Source organism: Marinitoga hydrogenitolerans DSM 16785, from assembly GCF_900129175.1.
Lineage (GTDB): Bacteria > Thermotogota > Thermotogae > Petrotogales > Petrotogaceae > Marinitoga > Marinitoga hydrogenitolerans.
On record NZ_FQUI01000042.1, the window covers coordinates 1 to 19157 of the forward strand.

The following is a 19157-nucleotide window of genomic DNA, read 5'->3' on the forward strand; positions in this document are numbered from 1 at the left end:
GCTTTGAAAAATATGGAATACATAGAATTTAAAACAGCAAAACAACATTTAATAGTCCGAACAAAAATAAATAAGTTAGGACAAAAGATATTAAAAGTATTAAATATCCCATTGCCAAAAATAATAACACCTTATAATGAATTTAAAGAAAAATATAAAATTTAGGGGGTGTGGTGACACTTTTGCTTTTAATAAAAAGTTAACAATCGATATTTTTCGCTATATTTCAGCGTTATCTCTTTTTCTAAAAAAAACAACTGTCAAAGTCAGGAGTAAAATTCCCGTCTATATATTAGTATAGACGGGAATTTCTTATTATATTTACAAAATCCTCAATAATTCTCGCTGTTAATCCCCAAATAACTTTATCTTTATATATATAAAAATATGTTTTATAATATCCCTTTCTCCAATTATAATTCTTACCATTTGGAATCAAATGAAATGGATAATCTTCTGGAATATCCATTTTCACATTAATTTTATATTTTAAAGGTGCTTTTTTCAAAAAAAAATCTAATGGAACAAAAAACACTTTTTCAACTTCATTCTTATTTATATTTAAATCTTCTTTTTCAAAATTTTTTATTAAAACTAAAAAAGGATAAATAACAAAATTAAAAGGTGTTGCAAAATAATCTAATTCAGCAATTTTTTCAACTTTTTTTATATCAATTCCAATTTCTTCATTTAATTCTCTTAAACCTGCCATATATGGTTTTTCATTTTTTTCAATGCCTCCACCTGGAAAACTAACCTCACCTGGCTGACTTAAATTATGGGATCTAATTTCAAATAATATATTTATTTCTTCATTTCTCTCAACTAGCGGAACAACCACAGAAAATTCTTTGAAATCTTTTGCAAACCTTGCTTTCTTGTCTTCAAATATTTCTTTTATCATTTTTATATTCATTGCTATTCCCCCATAAAATGTTTTCATTTTAATTATACCAAAAAATAACAAAAGCAGGGCTTAAGCCCTGCCGTATATTTTTATTCAATTGATCATGGATAAATTCCTCTTAACCTTGTAGCTGTCGCAACTCTTTCAATAGCAATTACATAAGCTGCTGATCTCATATCTGTATTATATTTTTCCATTGTTTTAATTGTTGACCAGAATGCTTCTTTCATTTTTCTGTGTAAAGCATTTCTTACATCATCTAATTCCCAGAAATAATATTGTAATCCCTGTACCCATTCAAAATAAGAAACTGTAACTCCACCAGAATTTGCTAAGAAATCAGGAACTATTAAAACACCTTTTTCATTTAAAATTTCATCTGCTTCTGGTGTAATAGGTCCATTAGCACCTTCAACAATTAATTTTGCTTTTACATTATTAGCGTTTTTCTCAGTAATAACATTTTCAATAGCTGCAGGAATTAAAATATCTACATCTAATTCAAATAATTCATCATTTGTAATTTTTTTGAATTGAACTTCTCCATCATAATCAATTAATCTTGTTTTTCTTGCTGAAATATAATCCATAATATCTTTTATTTCATCTGGTGTGAATCCATCTTCTTTATATACACCTGTTGAACTATCGGAGAATGCTACAACTTTCATACCCACTTCCTCAGCTGTTAATAATGCAGCATATGAACCAACATTACCAAAACCATGAATTGCAACTGTTAATTTATCATTTGGTTTTGTAAATACTCCTTTATCTCTTAGATATTCTGTAGCTTCTTCAACACAAACTCTAACTCCTCTTCCTGTTGCTTCAGTTCTTCCTTTAGAACCTCCAATATCTAAAGGTTTTCCTGTAACAATACCAAGTACTGAATGACCAACATTCATTGAATATGTATCCATATACCATGCCATTATTTGTGCATTTGTATTAACATCCGGAGCGGGAATATCTCTATCTTCTCCTATAATAACCTGTATCTCTGAGAAAAATCTCCTTGATAATCTTTCTAATTCTCCATCGGATAATTCTTTAGGGTTAACTGTAACCCCACCTTTACCTCCACCATATGGAATATCAACTACTGCAGATTTCCATGTCATCCAAAAAGCTAAAGCTCTAACTTCATCTAATGTAACATCTTGGTGGTATCTAATCCCACCTTTTGCAGGTCCTCTGGCGATATTATGTTGAACTCTGTGTCCTGTAAATACTCTTATTGAACCATCATCCATTTTAACTGGGAAATTAACTGTTAACTCTCTCTTTGGCATTGAAAGTACTGCTTGCAAATTCGGATCCAAATCCATTACTTTACATGCTTTATTAAATTGTTTTAATGCATTTTCAAATAAACTCATGCCAGCACCCTCCTCAAATAAAATAGCTTCAATTTTATTTTAAATTTTTTTACTAAATAAAACAACTCTGATATCAGTAACTTCTGGACGTATATAAGTATTTATTTCAGATTAGATATTAAAATCTCTTTAGATTATATAATATGAAAATTTTTTCACGAAAATTTTTTCCTGTTTATTATGTGTGATTTTTAACTTGAATTTTTATAAAAATGGGAGAAAATAATAAATTATCAATTATGAATTAATATAAACAAAAATAACTTGTTTTGTATTTTAAAAATTTATTTGATATAATGAATATGATAAAAATTCCAAAGGGAGGAATAAAAATGAAGGTACTTGTTATTAACTCTGGTAGTTCTTCTATCAAATATCAACTATTAGACATGACAAATGAAAATGTGTTATCGAAGGGATTAGTTGAAAGGATCGGCATTGATGGTTCGAGAATTGTTCATAGAGTAAATGGTGAAAAACATATTTTAGAACATGATATTCCAAATCATGAAGTTGGATTAAAACTTGTTTTAGACTTATTAACAGATGAAAAATATGGTGTTTTAAAAGATTTAAAAGAAATAGATGCTGTAGGACATAGAATTGTCCATGGTGGAGAAAGATTTGCTTCATCTGTAAAGATTATTGATGAAGTGTTAAAAACAATAGAAGCATTATCTTTCTTAGCTCCTTTACATAATCCAGCAAATATAATGGGTATTAAATCAGCTATGAAATTATTACCTGGTATTCCTCAAGTTGGTGTTTTTGATACAGCATTCCATCAAAAAATGCCTACAAAAGCTTATTTGTATGCTCTTCCATACGAATACTATGAGAAATATAAGATTAGAAGATATGGCTTCCATGGCACAAGTCATAGATATGTTTCAAAAAGAGCTGCTGAAATTTTAGGAAAACCTTATGATGAATTAAAAATTATTACTGTTCATGTTGGTAATGGCGCTTCTGTAGCTGCTGTTAAAAACGGGGTTTCTGTAGATACATCAATGGGTTTCACTCCTCTTGAAGGATTAGTAATGGGTACAAGAAGTGGGGATATTGACCCTGCAATTGTTGAATTTTTAGAAAAAGAAGAAGGCTTATCCGCAAAAGAAGTTGTTAATATATTAAATAAAAAAAGTGGAGTTTTAGGTTTAACAAAAGGTTTTAGTAGTGACATGAGGGATATTGAAGATAATGCTATTGAAGGGGATCCTGTATGTAGATTAGCTTTCGATATTTATGAATATAGAATTGCAAAATATATTGGCGCATATACTGCTGCGATGAACGGTGTTGATGCTATTGTATTCACCGCAGGTGTGGGAGAAAATTCTCCGATAATGAGAGAAGAAATAATTGAAAATTATCTTGGATATTTAGGAATTACCATAGATAAAGAAGCTAATAATATTAGAGGTGAAGAAAAAATAATTTCTACTGCTGATTCAAAAGTTACTGCTATGGTTATTCCAACAAATGAAGAATTAATGATTGCACGAGACACAAAAGAAATTATTGAAAAAGGATTAGATGAATTAAAATTATAATAAACATTAATAATTTTATTTTTTAAGAGAAGACTCATGTCTTCTCTTTTTTTGTTTTTTTACACAAAGCGTATGTTCTGGTGTATAATTATAATGACAAATGAATATTTTTTAAACATTTAAATCTCTGGAGGTGAGACGATGATAAAAACTATTAATTTAAAGAAAATTTATAAAAATGAGGGAATAGAAGTTCCCGCTTTAAAAGGGATAAATTTAGAAATAAAAGATGGTGAAATGGTTTCAATTTTGGGGCCATCCGGTTCTGGTAAATCAACCCTTTTAAATTGTTTATCAGGTATTGACAAACCTACTGAAGGAAAAATAATTATTAATAACGTTGATATTACGACATTAAAAGATGATGAATTAACAACTTTTAGGGCAAAAAATATGGGATTTATTTTTCAGTTTTTCAATTTAATCCCAGTATTAAATGCTGTTGAAAATGTAGAATTACCTCTATTAATATTAGGGTATAATGAAAAAAAAGCACGAAAAATCGCCGAAAACATATTGATCGAAGTAGGATTAAAAGATAGAATGAAAAATTTCCCAAATATGCTAAGTGGCGGAGAAGCTCAAAGAGTAGCAATTGCCAGAGCTCTTGTTACAAAACCAAAAATAGTTTGGGCCGATGAACCAACTGGCGCTTTAGATACCAAAACTGGAATGAATATTATGAATTTAATAAAAGAATTAAACGAAAAAAATAATCAAACATTTGTGATTGTTACTCATGATCCAAGAATCACCGAATATACCCAAAGAATATTAAAAATGGATAGTGGCCTTTTATTTGAACAAAATTAATTGAGGTGATATTATGTTAACATGGATAATTTTATTAATTGCTTTATTATCTTTAAGTTATTTTTTTATACGAGCTTCTTTTCATTCTCATGTTTTAAAAATAGCTTTTAGAAATATTTTTAGGATTAAAAGAGAATCTTTTTTAATGGTATTAGGCTCTATGATTGGTACAACTTTTATTATTGGCTCTTTAGGAATGAATGATTCTTTTAAAAATTATATATATAAAAGTGTTGATTTATACTTTGGAGAAATTGATGAAGTTATAAATTCCAAAATAAGTATAAACTATTCAAAAATTGAACCTTTTATTAATGAATTAAAAGAAAAAGACTTAATCGATGGTGTTATTCCTATATTCTTTAAATTATACCCAGTAACAAAAAAAGGAAATATTAGAGGTTTAAAAGTTTCAGAAATTTCTCAGGCAAGTATAGTAGGAATGGATTATCATTTAATATTAGATTTTGGAGAAAATAAAATAAGTTTACCTGAGGAATTTTTAAAATTAAAGGACAATGAAGCAATTATAACTAAAAGATTAGCTGATAAATTAAATATTAAATCTGGAGATGAAATTGAAATAATAACAGGCGCTTCCCCTATTAATATACTTTTCCCAAAAAGATTTACAATAGTAAAAATAGTTGATTCAAAAGGACTTTTAAATTATAGAGGTCTTGACGCAAACAATGGCGTTGGTACAATATTTATCACATTAAATGCTGGAAGAACCATTGAAAAAATCCCTAAAAATAATTACTATCAAATTTTAATTTCTAATAAAGGTGATTATATTAAAGGAAACTCTCTTACCAATAAAATTAAAACTATTTATAATGAAATGAATATCCCCGGAGAATTCATTCCTGTAAAAGAGAATCAAATAAAAGCCGTAGATAGAGGAGGAATTTCCTATATCTTTCTTGCTTTAAGTCTATTTTCAATGATTTCTGGTGGAGTTTTAATAATAAATATGTATTCCATGTTGGTAAGTGAAAGGAAAAAAGAATTGGGTGTTTTGAGGGCAATTGGCTTTAAAAGAAAAGATATCAGAAATGTTATATTTTATGAAAGTATTTTTTATACTCTGTTTTCTGTTCCTTTTGGGATTGGAACCGGGGTGCTAATTGCACGATTTACTTTTTCTAAAGTAACCACATTATTTAAATCACTATCATCTTTTGAAAATATTATTGGAGAAATTCCATTGATTAATTCATTCTATATATCTTCAAATTCTATATTAATAGGTATTGCCGTTGGACTTTTATTACCCCTTTCCATAACATTTTGGTATTCATATTCAATAGGAAAATTAAATATTGTAAATGCTATAAAAGATTTAGAAGAAGAAAAAAAGAAAAATTCTTTTGAAAAGTATAAATACTATATAGAAAATAGTTTTACTATTATAGTATTTATTATTGCATTATTAATAAAAATTGACAACTTTGTTCTTTTGGGAATAAAAAGTTTTTTAATTCTCCTTTCCACAATTATGTTAATAACTTTTAATTTAAAATTTATAGAAGTTTTTTTATTGAATATTATTAAGTTAAAAGGAAAATTCGTTCCTATTCTAAAGATAGCTTTCTCTTATCCTATGAGAAATCGAAAAAGAACAGGCTCAATTATTACATTATATGGAATGGTTATATTTATAATAGTAATATTAACTATTTTGCCATATATCCATCAATTACAACTAAAAAGCTCTCGTGATTCTTTATTTGCTGGATTTGATGGAGTGGTTGTAGAGATGCCTACAAATATATTCCCTATTAAAGTTTCTAAAGAAGAATTGAAAAAGGTTGATGGAATTAAAAATGTTGGAGAATTTTATTTTCTGGTTGCCAATAGTAAAAACAATGAACATTATGGTATTGTTTTTGGATCAAAAGAATTTTTTACAAAAAACAAAATAAAAATCGAAAAAGTTATTGATGAATTCAAGGACCTATCAGATAAAGAAATATGGCTAAAAGCTTTTAATAATCCAAATTTTGCTATAATCCCTGAAAGGTTAACCGACCCAAAATTTGGTTATAATTTTGAACTTGGCAAAACATACACAGCATACATTCCAAATCAAACATTTGGACCAAGTCAGAGTGATACTATAATGGGAACTATTACATATAAGATAATTGCTGTTACTTCAAAACTTAGCGAATCTTTAGCAATGGGACCTGTTATAAGTATAAATAATCAAAATATTGAAAAATATATAAAATCGGCTATTCATGGATACTTTTTTTCTATATATCCAGAATACAAATCACAAATTATCGATTATTTAAAAAAGAAAAATCAATTTTATATTTTTGCAGATGATTTGATTGATTTAGGGTTAAAAGCCTCGCAAGGTATGATAAGTATATTCAATTCATTTTTATATTTCGGATTAATGATCGGAATAATTGGTATAGCTATCACAATGATGAAAGCTGTTAATGAGAGACGAAGAGTTATTGGTATGTTAAAAGCCATAGGATTTACAAAAAATATGATATTTTTATCCTTCTTTATAGAATCAACAATAGTAATATTATTAGGCATATTAATTGGATTATTCTCAGGAACATTTACTAGTTATTTAATCTTTCTAAAGCTCTTTTCAGATAGTGGGGCTACATTTAAAATTCCCTATAACAATTTAGTATTAATGTCATTAGTTTTTTATTTTGTTTCTGTTATATTCATATACTTACCATCAAAAGCTGCATCAAAACTTTCACCTAATGAAGCAATGAGATCATTAGATTAAAAAAAGGGGCAAAAGCCCCCTTTTTTTAATTTTTATATCTTAATTTTCCGGATTTTTTATTAGTTCAATTTCACCAGAAACACCAAATAATATTTTTACAGTTGCAAAATCATATTTTATTCCTCCATATATGGCTGCATATTTATAAAAAAAGACATTATCATATTTTTGCGTTGCATATAAACTTAAAGAAGGAATACTTCTTGAAGCAGAAGAATTGCTTGTGTAAACAGGAAAATTCGCTTCTATATTTACATTTGAAATATTATCTATTTTAACGTTTAATGAAACAAATGGATTTAATTCGTATAAATCAACAAGATCAATTGAATCTGCTGAATATTCTTGAGATTTACTAAACATCATCCCTCCTGAGACTTTTACTTTTTCTCCTTCATACCCCAAAATTCCATTTACTACAAATCCTGTACCATCAAATAGATATCCATAAGTTGTTGCCACTTTTAATGGAACTCCTAAAAGATTTTCAAATCCTATTTTTAAATATCCATCACCTTCTACAGAAGAATATCCAACTTCCATAATTCCAAAAAGACCATAGCGAAGTCCATAACTACCTGATGAAACCATTACTACTTGTACAGTCCCTTCATTAACCACATCTGGTGAAGGATTCAAAATCGGCAACGAGAATCCTAAAAAACTTATAAACATTAAAATAATAACAAATATTTTTTTCATAATTTTCACATCCTTTCAAAAGTTAAAATTTTACAGTAAAAGATAAATAATAATCAGTTGTTATAAATGGAATATTAATATCTTTAAATGGATCGTCCTCATTTAATAGAGATGTATATATAGATACTAAATTAAATGAATTATATATGTAATCTGTTGCAGTATAACCTTGTAAAATTTTCAAAAATCCATCAACTAATGTTATTCTATATCCTAATTCAACTCCAAATACATCTCCTGAATAAAATCTTATACCTCCACGCCCAATAGAATAAAGAGATTCCTCTTTTGCCTTTCTTATAACTTGATTGAAATCAGGATCATTAGGATCTGGATTTACATTAAATGAAAGCAAATATCCTCCCTCAACACCTCCAAACAACTCTAAATTATCTGTTAAATAATATCCCAATTGGGAAAAGCCCTTAATTGTTATAGCATTTACTCCCATGTCAAAAGGTTCACTATCCAATTTATTAATATGCATCATAACTCCATACAGAGATGGTTGAATATGAGTTTTTAGAGAAAAATTATCAAAGTTAAAATTATTATGATTATATGTATTCAAATAATATATATATAAATATCCCCCTGTAGGCCTGGGCTCTCCAAAATATGAAGGAAATACGAACGGATCAATCACACCACCATTAAGAGATACAAGAATATTTTCCTGCAGATAGTATCTAAATCTTAAATTATATATACCTAAAATATTCAATAATGGTGCAGTTGATATTTCAACATTAGAGAATGAAAAGCCAATGTTCTCAAAATTTACAAAAAAACCCTCTTCATGCTGCGGAACAATATCTGATTTTATAGCAAAACTTATTACACTCAAAAAAACAAACAGTAGTACTACTATTTTTTTCATAATTTTACCCTCCGAAATTTTATTACTATTTTTTTAATATATGATTATTATATCACAAAAAATAAACAAATATGCTACTTAGATCAAAATATCTTCTTTTTTAAATATCTGACTTGCGATATAAGTTATTAAAAATCCTAGTAAAATTATTATTATAGAATTCTTTACATAAACCTTAGAATATTTTACTGTATCTCCAAGCGGAATATATTTAAATATAGTAATATATCTGATCCATTCCCACTTTTCAACTACTGTACCAAACATATCACCTACGTACATAATTAAAAAAACTCCCATTGAAATAGAAATTGTATTAAAAGAGTTTTGAAAAATAACAGATAATAAAATGGTTAATGCTCCAAAAAATATTTCAATTACAAATAAATAAAGCGCAAATCCGGCTAAAATCGTTGCATTATATTCATAATTAACATAAATATTAAAAAGCAATAAAATACTTACACAAAAAATTGCTGCAAATATTGTATAATAAATAAACACAGCAAAAGCTTTTTTCAGAAAAATTTGATTCCTTGTTATTGGTTTAGTTAAAATATATTCTATTGTTTTAGTCTCATATTCATTTACAAAAACATTTGATGCCAATAAAATCGCAAATATTGCTGCAAATATTTCAGCCATAATCATAACCTTTGCACTAAAAAAACCTTCTGGTGTAATAAATGACTCATCTATATTAAAAACTTTAAGAATAAACTTTGGCATTGAGTTAATAAAATCTGTTAACATATCTGCATCTTTCATTATTCCATCAATAAATGGTGCTACTAACCAGGAAAACATCAATAGAATCATTGACCATATTAAAAAGCTTTTATAATTAAATTTTAGCTCCTTTTTTAATAACATTTTTTCATCTCCCTAAATAATAATATCTTTTTTCTCAAAGATCTTTCGAGCAATAGAGACAATTAATAATGACAAAATAATTATCATAAAAATATTAAAATAATATATTTTTTGATTAAGAACTATGTCCCTAATCGGCATATAATAAAATACGCTTATCCTTCTTAAAAATTCTGTATTTTTTACGCCCTCCGTTACAGTAACCCCAAAATACATAAAAAATAGCAGTCCAAGTGTTATTGAATTGGTTAATTTTCTTTTTTGAAAAAATAACGAAATCAACACACTAATAGATGCGAAAAAAATCTCTGTTGTTAATAAGTATAGGAAGAAACCAAACAATACTAAATTACTATAATCCTGATCAACATACATCAAAAAAAACATAACTATCGAACCATAAAAAACTAATGCCAATAATACAATATCTATAAAAATAACAAATATCTTATTAATATAAATTTTTGACCTGGAATATGGTTTTATTAATAAATACTCAATAGTTTTATTATCAAATTCTCCCGCAAACATTTTACTTGCCAACATGGATGCGTATAATCCAAAAAATATAAACATAAAAGTCATACCTTCAGACCCTATGAGCCCTTCGGGTTTTGATAATATTTGAACATCCATATTAAATGCACTTAAAAATTGTTTTGGCATTCTCTCAAGGAATTTTACAAAAAACTCCAATTTTTCTATCATAAAATCTGTTAAAGATGCATATAACATATTAAATAATGTGATAACTATAATCCATATAAATAAATTTTTAAAATTAAATTTAAATTCTTTCTTTATTAATGTCATAATCTCACACCCTACTTATATAATTCTAAGAAGATATCTTCTAATGCTGGATTTTTAATTTCTATATCCTTAAAATCTGTTTTTACTAAAACATTCAAAAAATTTTTGAGTTCAATACTTTTTACTTCAAAAGTATATATTCCATTTTCATTATTTTTATACTTATATTTCTTTAAATCATCTATTAATTTCAAACCATATATTATAACAATCTTTTTTGAGATATCTTTTAAACCTTCTATTGTTCCAGATTTTACAATATTTCCATCTTTTATCATTGCAAAACTATCACATAATTTTTCAACTTCAGATAAAACATGTGAAGAAAATAAAATAACAGCTCCATTTTCTTTATGTTTCTTTATTAATTTATAAAATTTTTGTTGAACTAATGGATCTAACCCATTTGTAGGTTCATCCAATATTAAATATTTCGGTTTATGAACCAAAGCCTGTAAAATTGCTATTTTTTTCTTATTTCCAAGAGATAGAGCTTTAAACTTTTTATTAACCTCTATACCTAACAATTCGATAATTTCTTTCTCATATTCTAAATCAATGTTTTTATAAAATGATCGATTAAAAGATAAAAATTCATTTATTTTCATATCACCATAAAAATTTACCTCTCCTGGAATATATCCTATATCTTCTTTTATAAAATCAATTTCATATGGCATTTTTTTATCATCAATTAAAGCTTCTCCCTCATCTGGCTTTAAAAATCCTGTTAAAACTCTAATTGTTGTTGTTTTCCCTGCCCCATTTGGTCCAATTAATCCTAAAATTTCTCCTTCTTTAATTTCAAATGAAACATTTTCGATACCTTTGTGTTTGCCATAATATTTTTTCAAATTACTTATTTTTATCATAATTCCCCTCCTTTTTTTTAATTCCGTTTTCAAAAATAAATATTATTTGATTGGATAAATCAGCCATTTCATCCCAGGATAGATCTGTTTTATGTTTTTTTATATACTCTAATATAGAATTATTTAAATTTAATATAAGAAATGATGTAAATTTAAGATCAATATTTTCATAAATTTCTCCTTTTTCTTGTGCTTGTTTTAATAAAGAAAAAATCATTTTTTCTCCTTTATTATTTAAGTTTCCAGTGATTTCCTCTATAAATTGCTCATCTTCATTTAAAAATAAATAGCCAATTTGGGCAAATTCTGGAAAATCTTTTATAAATTTTAACGAAACATCAGTCATATTTTTCATTAAAGAAAAAATATCTATTTTGTCGATATTTTTATTGATAATATCATTCAAGTATTTTAATTTTGTCTCTGCAATTAAATCGATAATATATTTATATAGATCTTTTTTATTTTCAAAATATTGATAAAAGCTCCCTTTAGAAATTTTAGAATTTTTTACTATTCTATTTACGCTTGATTTTGAAAAAGAGTAAATACTAAATTCTTTTATCGCAGCATCTATAATTCTCTTACGTTTTTTCTCTGGTAGATTAAAAAATGTTTTTTTAGGCATTTAATCTCCTCCTTATGACCTAAAAGTCATATGACCTTATAGTCATATAATAACTTTTTTATATTACAAATACATTAAGATTTTTCATTTTTAATCTTTGAATGTACTTTGATATTATGCTGAAAAATATAAAAAAACAAAAACCAGGCCAATACCTGGTTTTTGTTATTTATAAAAAATAATTATTAATTAAAGATAATTATAAAGATTATCATTGTTTCATTTAATAATTTTAACTCTTCTATATATTGTGTTTTATCTACGTAATAATAGTTTAGTTTATTTTTATTAATATATCATCCATGATTTTCGGATCTGTTGGTTGTCCTCCACCAAATGCCCATTGACCACCTTCTGGAGTTAAAGGTCTTAAAACTGATTCTATACCATCATAATCATATGTAGTGATATAAATCTTCCACCCACTTAAATTATCTGTTTCTAAAACTGATAAAGGAATAGTAAAACTGATTGTTGCTAATTGTTTATTAACCTTTATTGTTGGAACAGGCGTAATCGGTTTTCCCATAGTATCTTTATTTGCACCCTCAGAACTATGAACAGAAACAATCCAACCAGTTAAATATAATTCATAATCCCAATCCAAATTATCAGGCATTTTGGCATTTTGCTGAGGTAAAACTTTAATACCTTCTTTATCGGGATTATCAAAGAAAATTTGAAATGTCACATGATCAAAACCATTTGCAGGAGACCAACTATCAGTAACTTCTTTCATTATCAAGTCTACTTTCAATTGTTTACCTATTTGTTGTATTTTAACAGCTTTAATATCAGCCTGATTTTTAAATGTGGTATCTAATGGATATTTATATGTTCCAAATGGCCCAAAATCATCTTCTAACTTATCTTCTACATATGCTAAATCTTTCGAAGGAATATCTATATTTATTTCATATGTTTTAGAATAAGCATTAATAATAGGTATTTTTCCATAGGCTTTTACAAAGATTTTATGTTTTCCAGGTGTAAATTCCGATATTTTTACAGGAATTTGCCATTTTTCATTTTCTCTTTTATTTAAATTCAATGTTGCATATTCCTTTTCTTCGCCATCAATTATTAACTTTATACTCTTAGCATTATTTGCTATACCTTTAATAACAAAATCTGTTTTATAACTTGATCCAGATTCTATATTTATTATTCTCACATTGGTATCTTTCTTTTTTACTGATTTTATTTCATCTGTTATTCTATAAATTGCAACAGCTTTTCCATTCATCAGAGTATTCAATGTACCTTTATATACAATATCTTTTCCTAACATATTTAAAGCAAATATATTCTTTAAAACAATACCTTTTTTTAATCCAAGATCTATACCAGTTGCATATTTTCTTTTAGCATTTGTATTTATCATGACCAAATACTTATCATTATTATTACTTATTGTGTATGCTAATACTCCAGGACCTATTTCATCAGCAAATACAACATCAACTTTTCCATATCTAAAAACTGCATTTTCTTTTCTTAATTTAGTTAATCTCTGTATAAATTTATATAAATCATTATTTTCATCAAAATGATCAACCCCTTTTGACGCAAATCCTTCTTTAAACATAGTTGCTCTAGTTTCTTCAAATCCCTGCTCTGTTCCATAATATATCGTTGGAATACCTGGTATTGTAAAAATTAAGGTTAAAGCTTGTTTTAAATCGTTTTTAGTCGCACCTTTTAAAAATCTATCCATATCGTGATTATCAACAAAAGTTACCAATCTTTTTGAATCATAATATTGTTGTCTTTCTTTTAATCTAAAAGCAAGATATGAAGTAGGTTTCCCTTCTTTAAAAACACGTTTTATATCTGTTAATAATGGAAAGTCGAGCATAGAATTATATCCATCATCAAAATATTCTTTTAACGTTTTTTCTCCTATATTATCAAATGGTGAAGGAGTTATCCATGCTTCTCCAAACACAATGAAATTATCTTTTCCTTGTTTTTTAGCTGTAGAATATATTCCATCTTTATCATTTAAAAATTTTTTCCAGAATTCATGAGGAACATATATAGCAGTATCTATTCTGAAACCATCTATCCCAACTTCTTTTATCCAAAAATTATATGAATCTTTTAACGCTTCTATCACTATAGGATTTTCTGTGTTTAAATCATCTAAATTTGCAAATTCAGTGTTTTGCTTATCAGGATTTTTAATTTCTGTTGGAAAATGATATATGTTCATTCTCCTTTGTTCTGGATCATTATAATTATTCATATTAAAAGGGTATTGAGTTGGCTTATTTGTTGGAACACTTTTATCATTTAAGAAATATTTGCCATTTTTATATAAAAAGAAATTGCCCATATGATTTGTTACTATATCTTGGATAACATATAATCCTCTTTTATGTGCCTCTTCAACAAATTTTTTATATATTTTAACATCTCCAAAATGTTCATCAATTTTTTTTAAATCTCTAGCCCAATATCCATGGTATCCACCATAATTTACATAACCATCCCACCATTGATTTGCTACTGGTGGAGTAATCCATATAGCAGTAGCACCAAGATTTTTTATATAGTCCAGTTTTGATATAATACCTTTCAAATCCCCGCCATTATATTTAGAATTTTCAAAACCAGCTTCTATTCCATTTTTAGTTAAAACATCTTTACTAAAATCCCCGTTGGCAAATCTATCGATCATTACAAAATAAATAACTTGATCTTCCCAGTTAATACTAGAGAAAGATATTACAGAAATCATTAACAACAACAATAATGCCATTTTTTTCATTTTAACACTCTCCTCTTTATCTATAATTTTATATTCAGTTGAAATTATAACAAAATTTATCGATTTTAATATAGTCAAATTTCGTTATTATCTAACTATATTCAGTTATATTTTTTTATAATTAGAAATAATTAGATATAATCACTAATAATAAATTACAAATTTATCATTTAGTTTTTAGATTAAATATATAGAAAAAGAATGTTTTTGATTTCTTAAATAAAAAAATCTTTTCTTAACTTGACAAATGAATAAAAATAATATATAATAATACTCGGATTGAGCGTGACCCGCTAGCTCAGGCGGTAGAGCACTTGACTTTTAATCAAGGGGCCCTGGGTTCGAGTCCCAGGCGGGTCACCAGTTTTTTATATCTTTTCTCTGCCATCGCGCGAGTGGCGGAATTGGCAGACGCGCTGGACTTAGAATCCAGTGGGATTTACCCGTGTGGGTTCAAGTCCCACCTCGCGCACCAAATTTATACTATGTGCGGAAATAGCTCAGTGGTAGAGCACCTGCTTGCCAAGCAGGGGGTCGCGGGTTCGAATCCCGTTTTCCGCTCCAAAACAATCAAAGGCTCCATTACGGAGCCTTTTTTCGTTTTTTAAGAAACATATTTTATTATCTTTTATATCTCCATAATATTAACTTCTTTATCATGCGGGTCTATTAAAGCTATAGTTGCTCTATTTGTTAACCATCCAGAACTTTCACCAGGATTAACAATAATAGTTTTTTCGGTTTTTCTATGTACAATTTCATGAGTATGTCCAAAGAATATAAAATCATACAAACCACTTTTTTCTGCAGCGTTTAGAGAATATGGTTCATGCATCATCAATATGTTATAATTATCTATTTTGATTTCTCGAGGTCCTGGTAAAATTCGTTTGCCAGATTTTTCGTTCAACAACAATTTTTCACCATCGTTATTTCCGAAAACACCATAAAATTCTATACCTTCTTTTAAAATATAAGGTAAAACAAATGGTGCTACAAAATCACCGCAATGAAAAACCGCAGTTATATTTTCTCTTTCAATAATTTTTTCTATTTCCTTCATTTTATACATATTATCATGTGTATCAGAAATTATCAACCACATAAATTACCCCCTCCTTTGCTACCGTCTATTATCATTATATCTCATTTAAAATTATTTGTCCACTTTTATGATATAATTATTTTAAAATTAGCAAAACAAACCAACGGAGGTAAAAAGATGGAGAATATAAAAAGAAACTTTTATGCTTTCATCTGGCACGCTATATTTTTAGCCATTGCCAGTTCTTTTATAGAAATAAATACAGTTATACCTTCTTTAATATTAAAGGCTGGCGGCGGTGAAATATTGCTTGGAATAGTTACTGCTATAACAGTTGGAGTACCTTTATTGGCACAACTGTTTTTTGCTAGTTTTTTAGTTTCAAAAAAAAGAAAAAAGCCATATTTGTTAACAGGTATTTATCTCAGGATATTTTCGTTATTAGCAATAGGTTTGATTTTAACTTCAAGTATACCTGATAAAATGTTATTGGCATTAATAATTATAATTATTTCTATATTTTCATTTAGTGGCGTTTTTGCTGGAGTGAGTTACACTGATCTATTGGGAAAATCAATTCCAACAAAAGAAATTCAAAGAAAATTTATGAGTTATAGACAGATATCCCGCAGCTTTTTTGCTTTGATAAGTGCATTTCTGGCAAAATATATATTAAACACGTTAAATTATCCTAAGAATTATTCGAATATGTTTTTAATTGCATCATTTTCACTTTTTATAGCTTCTTTAGGTTTTTGGTTGATAAAAGAAAAGGAAATTGATACAAATAAGAAATTTCCTTCTTTTATAGAAGTGGTAAAAAATATACCAGAAATTTTATCTAAGGACAGAAATTTATTGAATTATGTGATTTTTAGTAATTTAACTGGATTTGGCCTTATTATTATACCTTTTTATATTTTGCTTGCAAAAAATTCATTTCCAGATGCAAAAAATATGATAGGAAATTTTTTATTATTGCAAATGATAGGAATAGTTCTTGCAAGTATTGTCTGGGGAAAAATCCTGCATAAGAAAGGTTATAAACACGTATTGTTTTTTTGTTCGGTTATGGGGATAGTTCTTCCTATATTATCATTGTTTTTAAGTAAAACAACACCTTATATATATTCTATAATTTTTTTGATATCAGGTTTTACATTGAGTGCAAGACAGATGAGTTTTGAAGGCGTTTTAATTGAAATTAGTACTCATGAAAATAGAGCTTTATATGTTGGTATATCTGGAGCGTTAAATATAGTCACAGCTATCTTGCCTTTAATTATAGGTACAATAATTAAATATTTAGGTTTTAATTTGGTAATGCCTTTTGTAAGCGCGATGATAATAATTAGCTTATATTTCTTGGTTAAAATTGAATTGCATACTTAGAAATATAACAACACCCTTTTATAAACGTTATAAAAGGGTATTAATTTTTGACTTTTTTTATCACATATATATTTAATTGACAGATAAATGTTTATATGATATAATAAAGAAGAAATTTTTAATTATATGTGAATATTATAACTTTTTTGGAGGTGATTATATGAAGTATGATATTATTGTAATTGGTGGAAGTGCAGCAGGGTTAATAGCAGCAATAACATCAAGAAAGTTGTATAGAGATAAAAAAATTCTGGTTATCAAAAAATTAGAGAAAGAATTGGTTCCATGTGGTATACCCTATATATTTCATACATTGGGTGCAGTGGAGAAAGATTATATGGGAATAGAAGAAAAATTTAAAGCTAACAATATTGATGTTTTAATTGACGAAGTAATAGATGGGAATGTTGAAAATAAGAGGATATTAACAAAGGGCGGAAAAGAATTTGAGTATGATAAATTAATTATTGCAACAGGTTCAACGCCTTTTGTTATTCCAATTCCTGGACACGATCTGGAAAATGTAATGACTATTCCGAAAAATTATAAGTATTTAGGTAATGTTCATGAAAAGATCAAAAATGCAAAAAATGTAATTATTATTGGTGGAGGTTTTATAGGCGTTGAAGTAGCTGATGAAATAAAAAAATCAGGAAAGAATGTAACCTTAATTGAAGCAAGGGACTACTTATTACCAGCTTCCTTTGATAGTGACTTTGGTGAAATTGCTAAACAAGAAATTGAAGGCGATAATGTAAAAGTGCTTCTAAGTACTAAAGTTAAAGAAATTGTTGGAGATAATAAGGTTGAAAAAGTTATTTTAGAAAACGGGGAAGAAATTCCTGCTGATGTTGTAATATTAGCAACAGGTTATAAACCTAATACTGAATTGGCAAAAAAATTAGGAATAAAAATTTCAGAATGGGGCTATATAGAGACAGATGATTATATGAGAACTTCTATAAAAGATGTATATGCTGCTGGTGATTGTGTTCAACATAAGGACTATTTTACAGGTAAACCTTCAAGATTAATGTTGGCTTCCGCAGCGGTGTTTGATGCAAGAATAGCTGCTTCTAATTTATATAAATTGAAATTATTAAGAACAAATAAAGGATCATTAAATGCATATTCTACAATGATTGGAAGTAAAGCCTTTGCTGCCGCAGGCATAACAGAAGCTGTTGCTAAAGCAGAAGGTTTTGATGTCATTATAGGAAGAGCAGAGGTTGTTGATAGGCACCCAGGTAAGTTTGCTGATGCTTCCAAAATTATAATGAAATTGATATTCTCAAAAGAATGCGGTTTGCTATTAGGTGCTCAAATTGTTGGCGGAAAAAGTGTTGGAGAAATAATAAATATTATTAGTTTAGCAATACAAAAAGAAGTAAACGTAAAAGACCTTCTTACAATGCAAATTGGGACACACCCATTATTAACAGCTGCTCCTACTGTTTATCCTCTTGCAGTTGCTGCTGAACAAGCATTAGCTCAAATGTAATTCTAGAATTAAAACTGCCAGGAATCTGGCAGTTTTTTAGTTCGTGCATAAAATTACACAAATTATTTAAAGGTAATACAAAAAATTTATTAATTATTTTGTTTCAAGGGAAGGAGTAAAATCCATTTGCTCCTGACTTTGACAATTGTTTTTTTTAAAAAAAGAGATAACGCTGAAATATAGCGAAAAATATCAAATGTTAACTTTTTATAAAAAGCAAAATTAGCCACACACCACCCTCTTTTTAGCGTTT

The 19157-nt window shown here is 27.5% G+C and carries 15 protein-coding genes, 3 tRNA genes and 1 pseudogene; 9 read left to right on the top strand and 10 right to left on the bottom strand.

Going from position 1 to position 19157, the window contains the following annotated elements; all coding sequences use genetic code 11:
* A pseudogene (locus BUA62_RS11970) lies at positions 1-165 on the top strand (IS1634 family transposase); the annotation flags it as partial.
* Positions 166-292: 127 nt separating this feature from the next.
* Here BUA62_RS11970 and BUA62_RS09550 read toward each other — a convergent pair.
* Entirely contained in the window at positions 293-916 is a 624-nt protein-coding gene (locus BUA62_RS09550) for an NUDIX hydrolase (protein ID WP_072865808.1), read from the bottom strand.
* 92 nt (positions 917-1008) lie between these two features.
* The gene (locus tag BUA62_RS09555; RefSeq protein WP_072865810.1) at positions 1009-2289 is read right to left on the bottom strand and encodes a Glu/Leu/Phe/Val family dehydrogenase; all 1281 of its coding nucleotides are present in this window, start codon (positions 2287-2289) and stop codon (positions 1009-1011) included.
* A 332-nt stretch (positions 2290-2621) separates the two neighbouring features.
* On the opposite strand from BUA62_RS09555, the gene ackA reads away from it, so the two are divergent.
* The 3 genes from ackA to BUA62_RS09570 all read left to right on the top strand — a co-directional run bounded on the left by ackA (position 2622) and on the right by BUA62_RS09570 (position 7425).
* The gene (gene ackA / locus BUA62_RS09560) at positions 2622-3842 is read left to right on the top strand and encodes an acetate kinase (RefSeq protein ID WP_072865812.1); all 1221 of its coding nucleotides are present in this window, start codon (positions 2622-2624) and stop codon (positions 3840-3842) included.
* Between the two features lie 141 nt (positions 3843-3983).
* Entirely contained in the window at positions 3984-4655 is a 672-nt protein-coding gene (locus tag BUA62_RS09565) for an ABC transporter ATP-binding protein (protein ID WP_072865814.1), read from the top strand.
* Between the two features lie 13 nt (positions 4656-4668).
* Positions 4669-7425, top strand: a complete 2757-nt coding sequence (locus tag BUA62_RS09570; protein WP_072865816.1) for an FtsX-like permease family protein — start codon at positions 4669-4671, stop codon at positions 7423-7425.
* Positions 7426-7464: 39 nt separating this feature from the next.
* On the opposite strand, the gene BUA62_RS09575 is transcribed toward BUA62_RS09570, so the two are convergent.
* The 7 genes from BUA62_RS09575 to BUA62_RS09605 form a co-directional block, all read right to left on the bottom strand.
* Positions 7465-8127: a type 2 periplasmic-binding domain-containing protein gene (locus tag BUA62_RS09575; RefSeq protein WP_072865818.1), complete on the bottom strand. Its 663-nt coding sequence runs from the start codon at positions 8125-8127 to the stop codon at positions 7465-7467.
* 22 nt (positions 8128-8149) lie between these two features.
* Positions 8150-9007: a hypothetical protein gene (locus tag BUA62_RS09580; RefSeq protein WP_072865820.1), complete on the bottom strand. Its 858-nt coding sequence runs from the start codon at positions 9005-9007 to the stop codon at positions 8150-8152.
* Positions 9008-9085: 78 nt separating this feature from the next.
* Positions 9086-9880: an ABC transporter permease gene (locus BUA62_RS09585; protein ID WP_072865823.1), complete on the bottom strand. Its 795-nt coding sequence runs from the start codon at positions 9878-9880 to the stop codon at positions 9086-9088.
* A gap of 12 nt (positions 9881-9892) precedes the next feature.
* The gene (locus BUA62_RS09590) at positions 9893-10693 is read right to left on the bottom strand and encodes an ABC transporter permease subunit (RefSeq protein ID WP_072865825.1); all 801 of its coding nucleotides are present in this window, start codon (positions 10691-10693) and stop codon (positions 9893-9895) included.
* 11 nt (positions 10694-10704) lie between these two features.
* Positions 10705-11565, bottom strand: coding sequence for an ABC transporter ATP-binding protein (locus tag BUA62_RS09595; RefSeq protein ID WP_072865827.1), 861 nt, complete (start codon positions 11563-11565; stop codon positions 10705-10707).
* The gene (locus tag BUA62_RS09600) at positions 11549-12193 is read right to left on the bottom strand and encodes a TetR/AcrR family transcriptional regulator (protein WP_072865830.1); all 645 of its coding nucleotides are present in this window, start codon (positions 12191-12193) and stop codon (positions 11549-11551) included. Before BUA62_RS09600 ends, BUA62_RS09595 begins: the two co-directional genes overlap by 17 nt.
* Before the next feature lie 274 nt (positions 12194-12467).
* A complete protein-coding gene (locus BUA62_RS09605; protein WP_072865832.1) occupies positions 12468-14966 on the bottom strand; it encodes an alpha-amylase family glycosyl hydrolase in 2499 nt (832 codons plus the stop codon).
* 287 nt (positions 14967-15253) lie between these two features.
* Between BUA62_RS09605 and BUA62_RS09610 the strand changes: the two genes are divergently transcribed.
* The 3 genes from BUA62_RS09610 (at position 15254) to BUA62_RS09620 (ending at position 15530) form a co-directional block, all read left to right on the top strand.
* Positions 15254-15329 (top strand) — tRNA-Lys (locus BUA62_RS09610).
* Between the two features lie 26 nt (positions 15330-15355).
* Positions 15356-15441 (top strand) — tRNA-Leu (locus BUA62_RS09615).
* A gap of 14 nt (positions 15442-15455) precedes the next feature.
* Positions 15456-15530 (top strand) — tRNA-Gly (locus tag BUA62_RS09620).
* A gap of 64 nt (positions 15531-15594) precedes the next feature.
* On the opposite strand, the gene BUA62_RS09625 is transcribed toward BUA62_RS09620, so the two are convergent.
* Complete coding sequence (locus BUA62_RS09625; RefSeq protein ID WP_072865834.1) at positions 15595-16071, bottom strand: metallophosphoesterase; 477 nt, start codon at positions 16069-16071, stop codon at positions 15595-15597.
* Positions 16072-16188: 117 nt separating this feature from the next.
* Between BUA62_RS09625 and BUA62_RS09630 the strand changes: the two genes are divergently transcribed.
* Together BUA62_RS09630 and BUA62_RS09635 are read left to right on the top strand one after the other, a co-directional pair.
* Entirely contained in the window at positions 16189-17403 is a 1215-nt protein-coding gene (locus BUA62_RS09630) for an MFS transporter (RefSeq protein ID WP_072865836.1), read from the top strand.
* A 160-nt stretch (positions 17404-17563) separates the two neighbouring features.
* Positions 17564-18904, top strand: coding sequence for an FAD-dependent oxidoreductase (locus BUA62_RS09635; protein WP_072865838.1), 1341 nt, complete (start codon positions 17564-17566; stop codon positions 18902-18904).
* Positions 18905-19157: the final 253 nt, after the last annotated feature.